Raw genomic sequence first — 17,305 nt, 5'->3', positions numbered from 1 at the left:
CATACGAAACCCTAGCCGGAACCCGTTAAGGAAAGTTTGGGTTTGGCGATGTTAAGTCAATCGCCATTCCTGGGCCGAAGCATTTTTCCGAAAGGTGTGGTAAATGCCACAACGCCCGATACCGCGCGGGAATGCTGTCGCTCATCGCGCCTTCTGGAACATCTCGAAAGACAACGAGAGAACAAACCCGACCAGAAACAGAATTCCAAACGATGATAGCGAGTATTTTACGCTGTCATCCGGAAATGCAATTCCCCAAAGATGCTGCGCCCCGACAATAGTCAGGCTGATGATCAACGACCTCAACGCGATGAGGGCAACATGACGCAAATCAGCACTCCGGATTAGGCTCCCCACTCACGGGGGGCGTTGATGCCGCCAGGACGAGGCTTCACGAGGAGAATATCTCCCGCCAGCGAGCCGCGTCAACGCTCGGGCAGACCTGGTTACCTGACGCCGATGAACGGCAAGGCGCCGCCGGGCGTCATCGAGGTAGGCAACTTGCCATCCCAACCATTGCCGATAGCCTGGTATTGAATAAGCGCGGGGTTGTCGCGGAGCGCCTCTCCCTTGGCCCGGATGGCGTTCGCATCGGCTTCGCCGCGAAGCGTGATGGCTTTGGCCTGGGCAGTCGCGAGTGCAAGCTGACTATCCGCATCGGCCTGCGCCTTGGTGACGGTGATCTGCGCCAGCTGCTTTTCGTTCTGCGCCTTCTGTGCCGATTTCTGAACCTCGACTTCCGCTGTCATGCGGGCTTCGATTGCTTCCTCGTATGGCTTCGAGAACTTGATGTTTTCCAGCTGTACGCCCTCGATCATGACCGGCCCCTTGACGGAGTCGCTGAGCGCCTGGCGGATATCGGTGTTTAGCTTGTCGCGCTGGCTGATGGCCGTTGCCGCCGTGTAGTGTCCAAAGACGTTTTTGACCTGCTGCTGGATGCGCGGACGGATCAGGCGGTCGGCAAGGCCCTCGGCGCTGCCGAACTGGCTATAGACATCGACGACCTGCGAAGGCGTAATGCTGTAATTGACGGAAAGCTGCATATGGGCAGGCTGCTGGTCCTGCGAGTAGGCTTCCGTGTCCTCGATCTTGATGATCTGTGTCTGGACTGGAAAGCGCGTAACGACCGTGACGAACGGCGTCTTGAAGCCAAGGCCCGGATCCGCCGTGCCAACGACTGCACCGAAGCGCGTGATCACACCGCGTTCGCCTTGATCGATGGTGTACCAGGAACCCAATATAACCGGCAGTCCGACCAGCGCGATGACTGCGACGCTGGCAATAAATTTGAGCGGTATGCGTGAGTCACTTTCGGTCATGGTACGTCTCACTGTCTGTTGCGGCGGACTTTCACTGGGCTAGAAGCGGCATAATCATATTATATGAAATAAACGAAGGCTCCACGGCAATGGCCAGACGCTCGGCTCTCATGACATCGATACTGCGCGCGGGGACGTTCGACGGAAACTTTCGTCCCAAAGGACCCGAACGACCGTCGTGCATCATGCCGGAGAGGCGGCCCCTGCCTTAAGCTCCGGATTGCTGTTTGCGCGCCGTTTTCCCAGCCTGTCGAGTAGCAGATAGATCACCGGGGTCGTGTAGAGCGTCAGGATCTGGCTGACGATCAGGCCGCCGACGATGGCGTAACCGAGGGGCTGGCGCAGTTCTGATCCCGTGCCATGTCCTATCGCCAAGGGAATTCCGCCGAGCAAGGCTGCCATGGTCGTCATCAGGATCGGCCTGAAACGCAGATGCGCCGCCTTGGTGATGGCCTGTTCGCTGGTCAGGCCCTCTTCTTTCTCTGCCTGGATAGCGAAATCCACCAGCATGATGCCGTTTTTCTTGACGATGCCGATCAGCAGGATGACGCCGATCATGGCGACGAGACCGAAGTCGAAGCCCGAAATCATCAGAGCCGCCAGCGCCCCGAGGCCTGCGGACGGCAATGTCGATAGGATCGTCAGCGGATGCAGCAGGCTTTCATAGAGCACGCCGAGGATGATGTAGACGACGATCAGCGACGCCAGGATCAGCAGCGGTACCGTCGCCAGCGACTCCTGGAAGGCCTTGGCGCTGCCGGAAAAGCTCGCCTGCAGCGATGCCGGTGGTTGCAACCCTTGTACCGCGGCCTCGATTGCCTGCGTTGCCTGTCCGAGTGCGACAGAGGGTGCCAGGTTGAACGAGATCGTCACTGCCGGCGATTGTCCCTGATGAGAGATCGAAACCGGCGACACCCCGTTCGTCGTCCACTTGGCAACAACTGACAGCGGAACCAGCGTGCCGCTGCTGGAGCGGACGGAAAGCTGGTCGAGCGTCGCGATCTTGCGCTGCAGGTCTGGTAGAACCTCGAGGATGACGTGGAAGGTGTCGGTCTGTGTGGAGTAGGAAGCCACCTGCCGCTGTCCGAAGGCATCGTAGAGTGTGTCGTCGATCGTTGCCGGAAGGACGCCGTAAAGCGAGGCAGCCGCCCGGTCGATATGGATCGACAGGTTGGGAGCCTCCGCCTGCTGGTCATTGCCGACGTCGCGCAGTTCCGGCAGGCTCTGCAGCTTGTTCGTCACCTTCGTTGCCCATTGCGAGAGCTCGCTGATGTTGCCGTCCTGAAGCGTATATTGATACTGGGTCTTGGCGGGCCGCGCGCCGATGTTGATATCCTGCGCGGACTGCATGAAGAGCTTGATGCCCTGCTGCTGGTTGAGCGCAATACCAAGCCGCTGGATGACCTCCTTGGCGCTTGCGTCGCGCTCCGACAGCGGTTTCAGCGTGATGTTGACATGGCCCTGGTTGAGCGCGTTGCCGCCATTGCCGCCGCCGATATCCATGAACACGCTATAGACAGCCGGGTCCTTCAGGATGATGGCGCTCACCCGCTCCTGCAGCTTGGCCATCTCGGTGTAGGAGATATCCGGCGAAGCCTGTGACTGGCCGGCAATGAAGCCCGTATCCTGCTCGGGGAAAAAGCCTTTGGGGATAATGAAGAAGAGGTAGCCGGTCAGCGCGACCGTGCCGAGGAAAACGGTCAAAGTCACATAAGGGTGGCGAAGCACTCGCGCCAGGCTGCGAGCGTAAAGCGACAGCAGCCAGTCGAAGAAGGCTTCTCCAGCGCGGTAGAGGCGACCGTGCTGCTCCTTTGGAACCGATTTGATGAAGCGCGATGCCAGCATAGGCGTCAGCGTCAGCGACACGAAAGCCGAAATTGCGATGGCTATCGTCAGTGTCACGGCGAACTCGCGGAACATCCGTCCGACGATGCCGCCCATAAGCAGGATGGGGATGAGAACGGCGATCAGCGAAAGGCTGATGGAAATGATCGTGAAGCCGATCTCCCGCGCGCCCTTCCGGGCCGCTTCTTTTGGCTCCAGACCCTCCTCGATCAGGCGGGTGATGTTTTCGAGCATGACGATAGCGTCGTCGACGACAAAGCCGACGGCCACCACCAGCGCCATGAGCGACAGGTTGTCGAGGCTGAAACCCAGCACCCACATCGGTGCGAGCGAGCCAACAAGGGCAATCGGCAGGGTAAGCGCCGGGATGATGGTAGCCCTGATATCCCGCAGGAACAGGAAGATCACCAGCACCACGAGCCCGATGGTCAGCATCAGCGTAAACTGGACATCCTCGACGGACGCCCGGATCGTCGATGTCCTGTCGGTCACGAGTTCCAGCTTGATAGCGCGTGGCAGCGATGCCTGCAGGGCGGGAAGCTGGGATTTGATTGCGTCAACGACGCCGATGACGTTTGCGCCCGGCTGCCTGAATACGTCGAGGGCGATCCCGCGCTCGCCGTTCGTCCAGTGTGCCATCTTCGAGTCTTCGGCGCCATCGACGGCGGCACCGATATCGCGGATACGCACCGGGCCGCCGTTGCGGTAGGCGATGACAGCATCGTTCCAGTCGGCCGACTTTGTGATCTGGTCGTTGGTGTAGATCGGAAAGGTCCGGGTCGGATCGTCGATGTTGCCCTTGGGGGCGCTGAGGCTGAGATTGCCGATGGCCGAGCGGACATCTTCTAGCGTCACATCTGATTGCGCGAGGCGGCCGGGATCGACACCGATGCGGATCGCTGGCTTCTGCTTGCCGCCGATATTGACATAGGCAACGCCGGAAACCTGGCCGATCTTGGTAGCGACATTCCGTTCAATGTACTCGTCGAGCTCCGGTAGCGTCAGCGTGTCCGAGGTCGCCGACAGCTGCATGACCGGCGCATCGGCGGGATTGACCTTCCGCACCGTTGGCAGGGACGGCATGTCCTTCGGAAGCGTTGCGGACGCCTCACTGATCGCCATCTGCACATCGCTCGCCGCGGTTTGTATGTCCTGGCTGAGTGCGAACTGGATGGTGATCGACGTGGTGCCGAGCGAGCTGCTCGACGTCATCTCGGTGATCCCGCTGACCCGGGAAAGCGCCTCCTCGATCGGCTGGGCAACGCTCGATGCCATCGTCTCCGGCGACGCGCCGGGAAGGCTTGCCGCGATCTGGATCGTTGGAAAGTCGATCTGCGGCAGCGCCGATACCGGCATCAGCGGATAGCAGATGGCACCGACGAGGAAGATACCGGCCATGATGAGACCGGTGGCGACGGGGTGATCGATAAAAAAGCTGAAGAAATTTGAGTCTTTAGGCTGAGCGGTCTGGGAGGGATCGATGCCGCTCATGGGGATTTCTTCTCCGCAAGTTCTCCGGTCGTGGAACCGGTCCAGGGGGTGACGCTGACCTTGACGCCGTCGCCGATGCGCGACTGGCCGTCCATGACGACCTGATCGCCTTCCGAAATACCCTTCGTTACCAAGGCTCGCGCATCGGTCACGAAGGCGGAGACGACATCGCGTTTCTCAACCTTGCCGTCTTTTCCGACGACATAGGCATAGAGACCCGACGGGCCGCGCGCCAAAGCCTTGTCGGGCACCACGACGCCGTCGCGAACCTCGACCGTCAAGCGCGTCGCAACCGGCAGGCCGGGCCACAGGCGGCTGTCGCCATTGTCGAAATCGGCACGAAGGTGGATCGACCCATTGCTCGCATCGACCGAATTGTCGATGACCGAGAGTTTGCCCTTGGCAAGTTGCCGGGTGCCATCTGTTGCCGATACCTCGACCTCGGCAATGCCCTGTTTCAGAGCATCCCGGATTTCCGCAAACCGATCGCCGGGAGCGACGAACGACACGCCGATGGGGTCCATCTGTGTGATAGTCACGATCCCCGTGGACGAACTTGCGCTGATAACGCTGCCCGTATCGACTTGGCGAAAACCGGTGCGGCCGGTGAAAGGGGCGACGATGGTCGCAAATCCGAGTTGGGTCTCGGCATTTTTGATTGCCGCATCGTCGTACTGGACGGCGGCGAAAAGCTGGTCGCTGGACGCATTTTTCTGCTCGACGGTTGCAGTGGACGCGATCCCCTTTTGCGCAAGGCCTGCATATCTCTCCGCATCCGCCTTGGCGCTGCGCAGCTGGGCCTCGTCCTGGGCTTTTTTCGCCCTGGCAGACGTCAGGTCGGATACCAGCTGGCGGTCATCCAGCCGCAGCAGGACTCTTCCTTTCTGGACGATCTCCCCCTCCGTGAAAGGGATTTCCATCACCTGCCCGTCTATGCGCGGACGCACCAGAACGGACTGGAGCGAAGACACCGTTCCAATACCGTTGATGACCCGGTGGATGGTTTCGCGCTTGGCGGTGATTGCCGTGACCGGGATGGGCGGCGCTTCCGTCGGTTCGCTATCGGCAGCAAAAGCACCACTGATGGGTTGGAGGATAAGAGCCGCGGCCAGGATGGCCATGCCACGAGACGCAGACGTCAGCGCAAAAAACTTCATTCGCCACCCTTGCTTGGATTTCGCTCTGTAACGCAGCAATCCGATTTTGGTTCATTCCGGTTAACTTTATGAGATTTGGGTAATCTATGCCGCCAGTGATGCGGGGCTGAAGAGACCTTTTTTCTCGACAATCTCGATACAAAAAAGCCCGACAGGATTTCTCCGGCCGGGCATTTGCGGATGAATGATCGATCTCAGGCGGGTTTGTTGCGGGCCAGCAGCTGCTTGACGACCTGATCGGTGATCTTGCCGTCTGGCGTCAGGCCGACCGATTTCTGGAAGCTTTTCAGCGCTGCAACTGTCTTGTCGCCCATGTTGCCATCAGGCGTGCCGGCGTCGAAGCCGTTGTTGTTGAGGATCGCCTGAATGTTGCGGACAGCCTTTTTCATATCGACCGAGCCGGTGTGGACGCTCTTGCCCGCCCATGCGTCGGGAATATCGGCCCGGTTGCTCTTGTCGTCCAGTGGCTGCTGCTTCCAGGCGTCGACCTTTTCCTTGGCGGCCTGCAGCTGGTCCGGCTTCAGGGAGTTGGCCACTTCATCGCGCTTCTGTGCCGCATCCTTGTCGCCGCCCTTTGCGGCAATAGCGAACCACTTGTAGGATTCTGTGAGATCCTGCTTCACGCCGTTGCCCCGTGCATAGAGGATGGCGAGGTTGAACTGGCTGTCGGAGACACCGAAATTGGCTGCTTTCGTAAACCAGTCGACGGCTGCGGCATAATCCTGCGCGCCGGCGGCTCCGGATGCGAACAGAACAGCCAGATTGTGCATGGAGCTGGCGTTACCCTGGTCGGCTGCCAGCTGGTAATATTGCTTGGCTTTTGCGAGGTCCCGGTCGAGGCCATTGCCCTTTTCATACATGCTGGCAAGACGGTACTGTGCCGGGGCAAAGCCCTTGTCGGCAGAGAGCTGGTACCAGCTTGCCGCCTGCTTCAGATCGGTCGGCAAACCACGGCCTTCGGTGAAGCGCGCGCCGATCTCGAAGAGTGCCAGAGGATCGCCCAGGCGGGCCGCATCTGCAAGTGCCGGTGGCTGGACGCTATCCGGAACGGCGATGACGGCAGCTGGAGTTGCCGGTGCCGTCGCATCGCCCGCGGTGTTGGCTGCAGCGACGTCCGGCGCGGTTGTCGCCGACGGCGTCGCATTTGCCATTCCGGGCGCCGGTGTGCCCGGCGAGGCCAGCGGCGGGCTGGCAGGATCGCTGCCGGCCGGAACGGGGGATGCCAAGGGGGCAGTCTGCGTCGCCATGCCAGGCTCTACTGGCGCAGCCTGTGTTGGGCCAGGGGCGGGCTGCGGCTGAACGGCGGCTGCAGGATCGGTTGCTGCCGGCGCCGGGGTCGCTGCCGAGGTCAAGGCGGACACTTCGGCGGGTGCCGGTGCCTGCTTGCCGGTCAACGAGTGGACCAGCGGAAACGCCATGAGCGCCAGCAATGCGGCGCCGACGGCGAGCAGAATCGGGCGGCGGTAGCGCGCGAAAGTTCCCGTCTTGCCGGGGCCCTTGACCGTGGGCGCTGTTCGCGATTGGTCGACTTCCATGGCAGCGGCCTGGGCAGCGCGGCGGGCGGCGGCGATGTAGTCGGCACGTTCGTTTTCGGTCTGCGGCTTGCCTGCGCCATTGCGGGCGGCATTCTGGCTGGCCCGCACCCTTTCGAGGATCTTCTTGATATCCGGCGCGCCGGAGCCGGGCTCCAGCAACTCGTTCGCCTCGTCGGCATGCATCATGTCGCCCGAATCGATCGACGGCGTCGGGTCGATCACCTGGCGGTCGGTCGAGGCCTCTGTGTCTGCCTTGCGGCCCGGTCGCAGACGCTTGCCGAGGGCTGCAAACAGGCTCGGCTTGCCGCCTTCGCTCTTGACCGCCGCCTTGATGCGCGCCTTGGTTTCGGCGTCCATCGGAATTGCGTCGGCGTTGGTGACATCAGCTACGCCCGGTACCGCAGTATCGGCAGCAGCTCGTGCCGCAGCGACGGTTGCCATCGGCACTGCAGCGGATGCGGTGCGGATCACCGGTCCGCTTTTCTGCGCAGGGGCGGCAGCACGGGCTTGCGGCGCATCGGCATATTCGAGCGGCGGCGGATTGAACTCGGCGGCCGGCATGCGGGCGGCGGGCTTGCTGCGCTCCATGTTGTCGAGACGGTCGGCGATCTGGACCAGCGTATTGTGCAGGGCTTCGAATGTGCGGTGCGTGCGCTCGTCGCTGCTGCGGCTGATGTCCTCGAGGTGACGAAGATCCTCGGCCAGCGCCGCCAATGCCGACATCTCGGCCGCAGGTGCCGCGCCGTTCATCGCGCCCTGCCGGGAATAGGCCTGCACGACAGTCTCGGCTGCCTGCCGAGCAGCTTCGATGACATATTCGTCGTTGGTGCTCATATAGTCTTCGATAGCGCTCATGCGCTGGTCGAATTCGACTGGAAAACCGTTGCGCGGCTCGCTCAAAAGTTCGGAGAGGTGGGCGATCTGGTCTTCCAGTCCGCGCAGGGCCAGACTGTCGGTGGGTGCTGCGGCAGTGCTTTCCTCCAGCCGGGAAGCAATATCGGCAAGCCGGCTCTCGAGCCTGACGACGACCGTCTCGTCGAAGGCCGACACCGGCGGATGCATGTCGATCTGGTCGATGCGGCGGGCCAATTGCTCCAGCCGTTCGGCAAGCACGTCGTTGACCGCACCTTGGTCGAGCGCGTCGATCTTGCGCGAGATATCGCTGAGGTGAACGGTGAGATCCGGCTGCGGCGCCTGGCTGTATGAGCTTTCCATCAGCCGCGACAGCTCGTTCAGTCGCTCTTCGAGGTTGATCGCGGTTTCCGCATGAGCCATGTCGTCGATGCGGTTGCTGAGGCTTTCGATACGGCTTGCCAGATCCATGGTCGGTTCGAAGCGCAGCATGGCTTCGCTGCTCATCACGTCGATCTGGTCGGCGAGGCTGCTGATACGGTTTTCGAGGCGCTGTATCAGCGCCGGATCGGCCGTGTTGGCGGTGCTGCGGCCGCTGGCGGCAATCGCCCGGCTGATTTCGTCGAGGCGCGCATCGATCGCGGTGAATTGCTCGGTCATGGCGCGGTCGCGCGGCTGCATGAGGTTGCCAAACTGCTCCATCGCGGTGGCAATGGAAATCAGCTTTTCTTCCAGCGCATGCACCGCAGGGCTATCGTTCATGCCGCCGAGCTGCCGCTTGATATCGTCGATGCGGTAGGCCAGCGCGACAAGCTCTTCCTGCAGGCCGGATGTGTCGATAGCCTGCAGCCGATCTTCCACGCTGTCCCAACGGCTCTCCATTCCCCGCACGGATTCCTCGCGGGCAAGTCCGTCCATCAGCGCGCGAAGATCGTCGAACTCTGCCTTCAGGGCGGCGGCCTCGGAGCCGTGGCTGGCACCGGTGTTTGCCAGCTGGTCGATGCTGTCGGCAAGACGCGTCAGATCGGCGCGCATGCTGTCTGCGAAATTATGGTCTTCGGCGGCGCCCTTGATCGTGCGGATCTCGGCCCGGAGTGCGCCCATCTCGCGCGCTACCCCGTCTGCGATGTCTTTCTTGAGGTCGTGGCGCAGGCTCACCAGGGCCTGGGCGATCTCGGTCATCGCATCCGCTGCAGGGCGGCTATCGGCCGCAACGCGGGCAACGGGCTGGCGCGAGGCCATGGGTTCTGAGGCGCGCGGTGCGAGCGGCGGACGGACGGGTGCCTCTTGCTCTGCGGCCTGGCTGCGGTCGCGGCTGGCCCCGAGTATGCGCTGGCGCTGGCGGATTTCGGCAAAGGGATCGGAGCGTGGAGCTGGCGCCGGTGCTTCGGCGCGCGACGGCCGGTCGTTAGCCTCGCGGCTGGCAACAGCGCGGTCCAGACGATTGGATCTCTCTGCGAGCGCCGGGCGGGCTGCAGACGACACGGCTGCCGCTGGTGCCTGCGGGCGCGGTGTTTCCAGACCGCCTGCTGCGCCCATCAGACCTTCGATGCGGGCCTCCAGACCCTCGATCGTGCGGCTGAGTGCATCGAGAGCCGTCCTGTCGTTCATCAGGGGAGGATGTGATGGAGATCCGCTCATCGTGTTGCTCACTTCGACATTTGACCCTTGCGGGCTGTTTCCCCCGGTACTCGCGCCGCTGCCATCGAAAACTGCAGTGACTGAAGAGCACCAGACGCAAGGGCGTATTACGGTACGCATTCCTGAGACCGGTGGAGATCGCTGTATTCCAAAAATCTAAACTGCTGCATGGAATACGGATCACTCCGCTCACGCCGCAAAATTCGCAAAACGTGGTAAAGAACCCGTTAACTTTCCCGAAAATTTCTTTAACCTTTGTTCAATGCGCACCAGCCCGGCCATTGCGGGCACAAGATATCTCAGAGGAAGCCGAGCCGCACTTTCTCCCGGTGCCAGCGCCTGGGGTCTCGCATACGGCGCCCATCGTCCCTCCGACACAAAAGTTTTACCCTCGGGTCATACATTTGACGTTTACGCGCACGTCAATATTTCATAGGCTTGTTGCAAAGACGGAGCCTTGGTCTCGTCTTTGCGAATTGGAGGATTTGAACGATGCCGGTCTATCGGGCGCCCGTCAGCGACACGCTGTTCATTCTCAACGATGTGCTCGGCCTCGAGCGCTATAATAATCTGCCGGGCTTTGCCGATGCGACGCCCGAGATGATCGAGGCCATCCTTGGCGAAGCCGCCCGGATGGCCGAGGAAGTACTGTTTCCACTCAATTATTCTGGCGATCAGGAAGGCTGCCGGCGCAGCGATGACGGCAATGTCTCGACGCCAACAGGTTTCAAGCAGGCCTATGAATCCTATTGCGCCGGTGGTTGGACAGGGCTTGCCGTGCCCGAGGAATTCGGCGGCCAGGGGCTGCCCTATACGCTGCATGCGGCCGTCGGCGAATATACCTCTTCAGCCAATATGGCACTTATGATGTATCCCGGCCTGACGCACGGAGCGATGGCTGCAATCTTCGTGCACGGCACGGAGGAGCAGAAGCGCACATACCTGCCGAAAATGGTCGAAGGCAGATGGTCGGGGACGATGAACCTGACGGAGCCCCATTGCGGCACCGATCTCGGCCTGCTGCGCACGAAGGCCGTGCTACAGCCTGATGGCAGCTACCGGATTTCCGGCCAGAAGATTTTCATCTCGGCGGGCGAGCATGACCTGACGGAGAATATCGTTCATCTCGTGCTTGCCCGCATCGAGGGCGCACCGGAGGGCACCAAGGGTATCTCGCTGTTCATCGTGCCGAAATTCCTGGTTGGCGAAGACGGTGCACCGGCCGGCAGAAACGGCGTCAGCTGCGGCGCCCTCGAGCATAAGATGGGCATTCACGCCAACGCCACCTGCGTGATGAACTACGACGACGCGACGGGCTACCTGATCGGCACCGAGAACCGAGGCTTGCCCGCCATGTTCGTGATGATGAACGAGGCGCGCGTCAGCGTCGGTCTGCAGGGCGTGTCGATCTCGGAAGTCGCCTACCAGAACGCCGCCGCCTACGCCCGCGATCGTATCCAGGGCCGCTCGCTGTCGGGGGCCAAGGCGCCGGACAAAAAGGCCGATCCGATCATCGTCCACCCCGATATCCGCCGGACGCTGATGACCATTCGAGCCTTCAACGAGGCCGGTCGTGCCTTCCTGCTGTGGACGGCCCTGCAATCCGACATCGCCCACCGCGCGACCGATGAAAGGGAGCGCCAATTGGCCGACGACATCCTTGGCCTTTTGACGCCCATCCTCAAGGGCGTCATGACGGACAAGGGTTTCGAGCACGCCGTCATGGCCCAGCAGGTGTTCGGCGGCCATGGCTATATCGAGGACAACGGCATGAGCCAGTATGTCCGCGATGCCCGCATTGCGATGATCTACGAGGGCGCCAACGGCATCCAGGCGCTCGATCTGGTCGGCCGCAAGCTCGGCCTCAACGGCGGCCGCGCGGTGATGGCGCTGTTCAAGGAGATCGGCGATTTCTGCGAGGAGAACCGCGCCGACGAAGCGATGGCGCCGTTCACCAAGGCCTTGAAAAAGAGCCTCGGCGATGCCCAGGCCGCGACCATGTGGTTCATGCAGAACGCCATGGCAAAGCCCGACAATGCCGGTGCCGGCTCCACCGATTACATGCACCTCTTCGGCCTCGTCGTGCTCGGTTACATGTGGGCGAAGATGGTCAAGGCGGCGCAGACAGGCCTTGCCTCCGGCGACGGTGCTCGTTCGGAGTTTTTCGAGACCAAACTGGTGACCGGGCGCTTTTACATGGAGCGCATCCTGCCGGAAACCGCGCTACGCCGGACCCGCGTCGAGGCCGGCGCAGACACCATGATGGCGCTGCCGGCGGAGGCGTTTTGATCTGCGGGAGCGGTATCTGTGGTCGAGTCCGCATCTTGTGCAGCATGATTGAAAGTTATATATTGATATAACTTTTGGAGGCGAAAATGGCGACATCGACACTTCGCAATGTGGGAGGCTCTGTCATGATGACGATCCCGAAAGCTGTCGTTGATGAGTTGGGACTGACAGCCAATACCAAGGTCGAGGTATTGGCAGAGGATGGGCGCGTCGTTGCGGTTCCGCACAAGCGGCCGAAGTACACGCTCGATGAGCTTTTGGCGCAGTGCGATCTTGATGCACCGTTCACAGAGGAAGATCGGCAATGGCTCGATGATGCACCGTCTGGCCGAGAGGTCATCTAGTGGATCGCGGAGACATCTGGCACGTCGATCTGGAACCGATCCGTGGACGTGAACAGGCCGGCGCGCGGTATGTGCTGGTGGTTACCAAGAAAAGCTTCAATGCCATCGGCACGCCGATAGTGGTGCCTATAACGACCGGCGGTGAGTTTGCCCGTTTCAAAGGATTTGCCGTGTCGTTGTCCGGCGCGGGAACGCGGAGTTCGGGTGTGATCATGTGCAATCAGTTGCGGTCGCTCGACCTTAGGGCGCGCGGCGGGAAATACGTGGAAAGTGTGCCCGATTTCATCATGTCCGAAGTTCTCGCCAGGATCAGTACGTTCTTCGACTGATATAAAAAGTTCGAATTTTGGTGCCCATGGCGCCAGGGAGAGAGACGATGACCGAGGTTTTCATTTACGATCATGTCCGCACACCCCGCGGTCGCGGCAAGAAGGATGGCGCGTTGCATGAGGTGCCGTCGGTGCGTCTCGCGGCCCGCACGCTGGAGGCGATCCGTGATCGCAACGGTCTGGATACGGCGACGGTTGACGACATCATCATGGGCTGCGTCGATCCGGTAATGGAAGCCGGCGCGGTCATCCCGAAGGCTGCGGCGTTCGAGGCGGGCTATTCGACCCGTGCACCCGGCATGCAGATTTCGCGCTTCTGCGCGTCCGGCCTGGATGCCGTCAATCTGGCTGCGGCCAAGATCGCCCAGGGCGCGGACGACATCGTCATTGCCGGCGGTGTCGAAAGCATGTCGCGGGTCGGGCTCGGGATGGGCGGTGGTGCCTGGTTCATGGATCCATCGGTCAATTTTCCAGCCTATTTCATGCCGCAGGGCGTCTCCGCCGATCTGATTGCCACAAAATACGGTTTCTCGCGTGCCGATGTCGATGCTTATGCGGTCGAGAGCCAGAAGCGTGCGGCGCATGCGTGGAAGAGCGGTTGGTTCGACAAGTCCGTCATACCGGTCAAGGACCAGAACGGCCTGACCATCCTTGCCCATGACGAACATATGCGCCCCGGCACGGATATGCAGGCGCTCGGCGCCCTCAATGCGTCCTTCCAGATGCCCGGTGAAATGGGCGGCTTCGAAGCTGTCGGTATCCAGGCGCATCCGGAAATCGAGCGCATCAACTACGTCCACCACGCCGGCAATTCCTCCGGCATCGTCGATGGCGCGGGCGTTGTCCTGCTCGGCTCCAGGGCTGGTGGCGAGAGCATGGGCCTCAAACCCCGGGCCCGCATCAAGGCCTTCGCCAACATCGGCTCCGACCCGGCACTGATGCTGACCGGCCCAGTCGATGTGACCGAAAAATTGCTCAAGCGCTCCGGCCTGTCGCTGGCCGATATCGATCTGTTCGAACTGAATGAGGCCTTCGCCGCCGTCGTTCTGCGCTATTGCCAGGCTTTCGACATCGATCACGGCAAAATCAACGTCAATGGCGGCGCCATCGCCATGGGCCATCCGCTCGGCGCCACCGGTGCGATGATCCTCGGTACCGTGCTCGACGAGCTGGAACGCCGGGATCTCAATGTGGCCCTGGTTACCCTCTGCATCGGCGCCGGCATGGGCACCGCCACCATCATCGAAAGGGTCTGATGGCTTCCTCCGCACCCCCCCCCTGATGGGGGGCAAGCGAGTGAGTGTGCAACCCGGCAACCACGAACATTTACTGGGAGAGGAATCCCGCGATGAGCAGCTATACCAATTTCACTGTCGAGACTGATGCAGACGGCATTTCGCTGGTCACCTGGGATATGCCAGGAAAGTCGATGAATGTGTTCACAGCCGAGGTCATGGAAGAGCTTGACGCCATCATCGATGCAAGCGTCGCCGATGCTGCCGTGAAGGGCGTGGTCATCACTTCGGGCAAGGCCAGCTTTTCCGGAGGCGCCGATCTGTCGATGATCAAGTCGATGTTCACCTTCTATAATGATGAGAAGGCGAGAGACCCTGCGACGGCGGCACAAAAGCTGTTCGACCTCGTGGGCCGCATGACCGGCCTTTTCCGCAAGCTCGAAACCTGCGGCAAACCATGGGTTTCGGCGATCAACGGCACCTGCATGGGCGGCGCCTTCGAGATGTCGCTCGCCTGCCACGGTCGTGTCGTCTCCAGCGCCAAGCATGTCAAGCTGGCGCTGCCGGAGGTCAAGGTCGGCATCTTTCCGGGCGCTGGCGGTACGCAGCGGGTTTCGCGGCTTGCCAATGCCCAGGACGCCCTACAGATGATGACGACGGGCGCCTCGCTGTCTCCGGCGCGCGCCAAGGCGATGAACCTCGTGCATCAGGTCGTCGAACCGGATCAGCTGATCGCTGCGGCAAGGCAGATGATCAGGGATGGACTGAAACCCGTCGCTCCGTGGGACGAAAAGGGCTTCAAGGTTCCCGGCGGCGGTATCTGGACGCCGGCCTCGGCCCAACTCTGGCCGGCAGCGCCTGCCATTCTCCGCCGCGAGACAGCGGGAAATTATCCGGGCGCGCTCGCCATCCTCAAATGCGTTTACGAAGGCCTGCAGGTGCCCTTCGATCTCGGCCTGAAGATCGAGCAGCGCTATTTCACCGAGGTCCTGCGGACGACCGAAGCGTTCTCGATGATCCGCTCGCTGTTCGTCTCGATGCAGGAGCTCGGCAAGGGCGCCCGTCGCCCGGCTGGCATCCCAAAGACGGCCCTGCGCCATGTCGGCATCGTCGGCGCCGGCTTCATGGGCGCCTCCATCGCCTATGTCACCGCCGCAGCGGGCCTGCGCGTAACCCTGATCGACCGCGATATGGACGCCGCCAACAAGGGCAAGGCGACCGGCGAGGGGCTCGTCAAGGATGCCATCGCAAAGGGTCGGTTGACGCAGGAGGAGGGCGCGGCCCTGCTTGCAAACATCACGCCTTCGACCGATTACAACGATCTCGGCGATGCCGATCTCGTCATCGAGGCCGTGTTCGAGGACCGCGATGTCAAGAAAGCGGTGATCGAGGCCGTCGAGGCGATGTTGCCGGAGAAGGCGATCTTCGCCTCCAACACCTCGACGCTGCCGATCTCGGGATTGGCGGCAAACTCGAAGCGCAAGTCCAATTTCATCGGCATCCACTTCTTCTCTCCAGTGGAAAAGATGATGCTGACCGAGGTCATCATGGGCAAGGAGACCGGCGACCGTGCACTGGCCGTGGCGCTGGATTTCGTCGCCGCCATCAGGAAGACGCCTATCGTCGTCAACGACACCCGTGGCTTCTACGTCAACCGCTGTGTCTTCCGTTACATCCATGAGGCCTATGACATGCTGATCGAAGGCGTGCCGCCGGCCATGATCGAGAATGCCGCCAAGATGGCCGGGATGCCCGTCGGACCGCTGTCGCTGAACGACGAGGTGGCCATCGATCTCAGCCAGAAGATTCTGAAGGCAACGGTAGCCGATCTCGGACCTGCCGCCGTCGATCCCGGGCACATCAAGCTCATCGACCGTATGGTCGACGAACTCGACCGTAGGGGCCGCAAGAACGGGCGTGGTTTCTACGACTATCCTGCCAAACCGGCGAAGAAGACGCTTTGGCCCGGCCTGAAGGAATTCTTCCCTCAAAAGAAGCCTGAGGATGTGGATGTCGGGGTCCTGAAGCAGCGCATGCTGGTGACAATCGCGCTCGAAGCCGCACGGACGATGGAAGAGGGCATTGTCACCGACCCCCGCGAGGCCGATGTCGGCTCCATCCTCGGCTTCGGCTTCGCGCCTTACACCGGCGGCACGCTGTCCTACATCGATGGAATGGGAGCAAAGGCGTTCGTGGCGCTTTGCGAAAATTTGGCGGCCGAGTACGGCGACGATTTCAAGCCGACGCCGCTGCTGATCGATATGGCCGCAAGCGGGGAAACGTTCTACGGACGGTTCGATCCGTACAAGGTGGAAAACGCAGCCTGACATAAGTCAGGTTGACTATCGCCGCATTTCGGGAACGGTCGTAGCGACGAAAGCGTCGTCGAAATCATGTGATCAAAGGTGAAAAGCGGCAGCGTCGCTTTTCTCGCGCATCAGGCAATCGGCTCGGTGCCGGTAGATCAGAGGCTGCTCCAGACGATCAGCCCGATGGCTGCCCAGATGCAGGCCGACAATTCGAAAGCTATGACATATGCTTTTGCACGATCGCTCATGAAATCCTCCTCCGCATGGTCTCCCAACCATGTATATTATTTAGTTCGATATTCCGCAGAAAGTCAAACGAACTTTGTCAATTTTGCGACAATTACGTGCCATTTGGCTGACGTCCGAAATAGAAGACAGCCCCGCGGAGTTCGGGGCTGTCGGTCTCGGGGCTGATCAGCCAATATAAGATTACTGGCAGTTCGAAGTCTGCGCGCTGTCGGCGTCGGACTTCATATTCGTCGTATTTTTGTTGGTTTTTGTAGCGTTGCAATCCTGCGACTTCCCGTCGCCGTTGCTGCCGCCGCTGTTGGTGCCGGTGCCATTCGTCATGCCACCGCTTGTGCCGCCGGTTCCCGTGTTCGAGCCCGGTGTTCCGGTGCTGGTGCCATTGCCTGTGCTATCGCTGCCCGAGCTGGAACCGGAGGCGCCGGATGTCCCGGAGCTGCTACCTGGGCTGCCGGTGCCGGCTGCCATCGCGCTTGTGGCCATTGCGAGCGTCAGAGCAGTCACTGCCAAGATCTTGGAATACATTGGGTATCTCCCTGGTTTGTTTTTTACAGACAACCAACCAGTGTTCGAACAGGTTGTTCCAGACTATGTGAAGGATTGCTGATGAAAAGCCACGGCGTGCATGTTTTGCCAGGATAGTTCTCATCGGCCGCAATTGCTGCGCGGCGACGATCGTCGTCGTCAGGGGAAAATGCGGAAGGCCGGCCACC

General features: G+C 61.2%; 10 protein-coding genes. 5 read left to right on the top strand and 5 right to left on the bottom strand.

The window, feature by feature from the left end; genetic code table 11:
* Window positions 1-446: 446 nt before the first annotated feature.
* The 4 genes from J5278_RS16620 to J5278_RS16605 form a co-directional block, all read right to left on the bottom strand.
* The gene (locus tag J5278_RS16620; protein ID WP_209182784.1) at window positions 447-1,319 is read right to left on the bottom strand and encodes a prohibitin family protein; all 873 of its coding nucleotides are present in this window, start codon (window positions 1,317-1,319) and stop codon (window positions 447-449) included.
* A 183-nt stretch (window positions 1,320-1,502) separates the two neighbouring features.
* Window positions 1,503-4,655 carry an efflux RND transporter permease subunit gene (locus J5278_RS16615; protein ID WP_209182785.1) on the bottom strand — a complete coding sequence of 1,051 codons (3,153 nt, stop codon included), beginning with the start codon at window positions 4,653-4,655 and terminating at the stop codon, window positions 1,503-1,505.
* Window positions 4,652-5,812 carry an efflux RND transporter periplasmic adaptor subunit gene (locus tag J5278_RS16610; RefSeq protein ID WP_247748968.1) on the bottom strand — a complete coding sequence of 387 codons (1,161 nt, stop codon included), beginning with the start codon at window positions 5,810-5,812 and terminating at the stop codon, window positions 4,652-4,654. The genes J5278_RS16615 and J5278_RS16610 overlap by 4 nt, the downstream gene beginning before the upstream one ends.
* A gap of 194 nt (window positions 5,813-6,006) precedes the next feature.
* Window positions 6,007-9,840 (bottom strand): peptidoglycan-binding protein, encoded by a 3,834-nt coding sequence (locus J5278_RS16605; RefSeq protein WP_209182786.1) that lies wholly within the window; start codon window positions 9,838-9,840, stop codon window positions 6,007-6,009.
* 492 nt (window positions 9,841-10,332) lie between these two features.
* Here J5278_RS16605 and J5278_RS16600 point away from each other — a divergent pair, with 492 nt between their 5' ends.
* From J5278_RS16600 to J5278_RS16580, 5 genes are all read left to right on the top strand, one after another.
* Window positions 10,333-12,129 (top strand): acyl-CoA dehydrogenase C-terminal domain-containing protein, encoded by a 1,797-nt coding sequence (locus J5278_RS16600; RefSeq protein ID WP_209187324.1) that lies wholly within the window; start codon window positions 10,333-10,335, stop codon window positions 12,127-12,129.
* 86 nt (window positions 12,130-12,215) lie between these two features.
* The gene (locus tag J5278_RS16595; RefSeq protein WP_209182788.1) at window positions 12,216-12,473 is read left to right on the top strand and encodes an AbrB/MazE/SpoVT family DNA-binding domain-containing protein; all 258 of its coding nucleotides are present in this window, start codon (window positions 12,216-12,218) and stop codon (window positions 12,471-12,473) included.
* Complete coding sequence (locus tag J5278_RS16590) at window positions 12,473-12,802, top strand: type II toxin-antitoxin system PemK/MazF family toxin (RefSeq protein ID WP_209182789.1); 330 nt, start codon at window positions 12,473-12,475, stop codon at window positions 12,800-12,802. Before J5278_RS16595 ends, J5278_RS16590 begins: the two co-directional genes overlap by 1 nt.
* Window positions 12,803-12,849: 47 nt before the next feature.
* Complete coding sequence (locus J5278_RS16585; protein WP_209182790.1) at window positions 12,850-14,058, top strand: acetyl-CoA C-acetyltransferase; 1,209 nt, start codon at window positions 12,850-12,852, stop codon at window positions 14,056-14,058.
* Window positions 14,059-14,150: 92 nt separating this feature from the next.
* Window positions 14,151-16,364 carry an FAD-dependent oxidoreductase gene (locus tag J5278_RS16580; RefSeq protein ID WP_209182791.1) on the top strand — a complete coding sequence of 738 codons (2,214 nt, stop codon included), beginning with the start codon at window positions 14,151-14,153 and terminating at the stop codon, window positions 16,362-16,364.
* A 411-nt stretch (window positions 16,365-16,775) separates the two neighbouring features.
* Here J5278_RS16580 and J5278_RS16575 read toward each other — a convergent pair whose 3' ends face one another.
* Complete coding sequence (locus J5278_RS16575; protein ID WP_209182792.1) at window positions 16,776-17,117, bottom strand: hypothetical protein; 342 nt, start codon at window positions 17,115-17,117, stop codon at window positions 16,776-16,778.
* Window positions 17,118-17,305 lie beyond the last annotated feature (188 nt).

The sequence above is a fragment of the Rhizobium sp. B21/90 genome, assembly GCF_019355815.1.
Classification (GTDB): Bacteria; Pseudomonadota; Alphaproteobacteria; order Rhizobiales; family Rhizobiaceae; genus Rhizobium; species Rhizobium rhododendri.
Note: the sequence above shows the minus strand (reverse complement) of the source record. Positions and strands in the feature narration are given on the sequence as shown.

Excerpts from the sequence above, each read along its gene's own strand:
- J5278_RS16605 (WP_209182786.1), bottom strand. The coding sequence starts at position 9,840 with ATGAGCGGATCTCCATCACATCCTCCCCTGATGAACGACAGGACGGCT.
- J5278_RS16615 (WP_209182785.1), bottom strand. The coding sequence starts at position 4,655 with ATGAGCGGCATCGATCCCTCCCAGACCGCTCAGCCTAAAGACTCAAAT.
- J5278_RS16580 (WP_209182791.1), top strand. The coding sequence starts at position 14,151 with ATGAGCAGCTATACCAATTTCACTGTCGAGACTGATGCAGACGGCATT.
- J5278_RS16585 (WP_209182790.1), top strand. The coding sequence starts at position 12,850 with ATGACCGAGGTTTTCATTTACGATCATGTCCGCACACCCCGCGGTCGC.
- J5278_RS16575 (WP_209182792.1), bottom strand. The coding sequence starts at position 17,117 with ATGTATTCCAAGATCTTGGCAGTGACTGCTCTGACGCTCGCAATGGCC.
- J5278_RS16610 (WP_247748968.1), bottom strand. The coding sequence starts at position 5,812 with ATGAAGTTTTTTGCGCTGACGTCTGCGTCTCGTGGCATGGCCATCCTG.
- J5278_RS16620 (WP_209182784.1), bottom strand. The coding sequence starts at position 1,319 with ATGACCGAAAGTGACTCACGCATACCGCTCAAATTTATTGCCAGCGTC.
- J5278_RS16595 (WP_209182788.1), top strand. The coding sequence starts at position 12,216 with ATGGCGACATCGACACTTCGCAATGTGGGAGGCTCTGTCATGATGACG.
- J5278_RS16600 (WP_209187324.1), top strand. The coding sequence starts at position 10,333 with ATGCCGGTCTATCGGGCGCCCGTCAGCGACACGCTGTTCATTCTCAAC.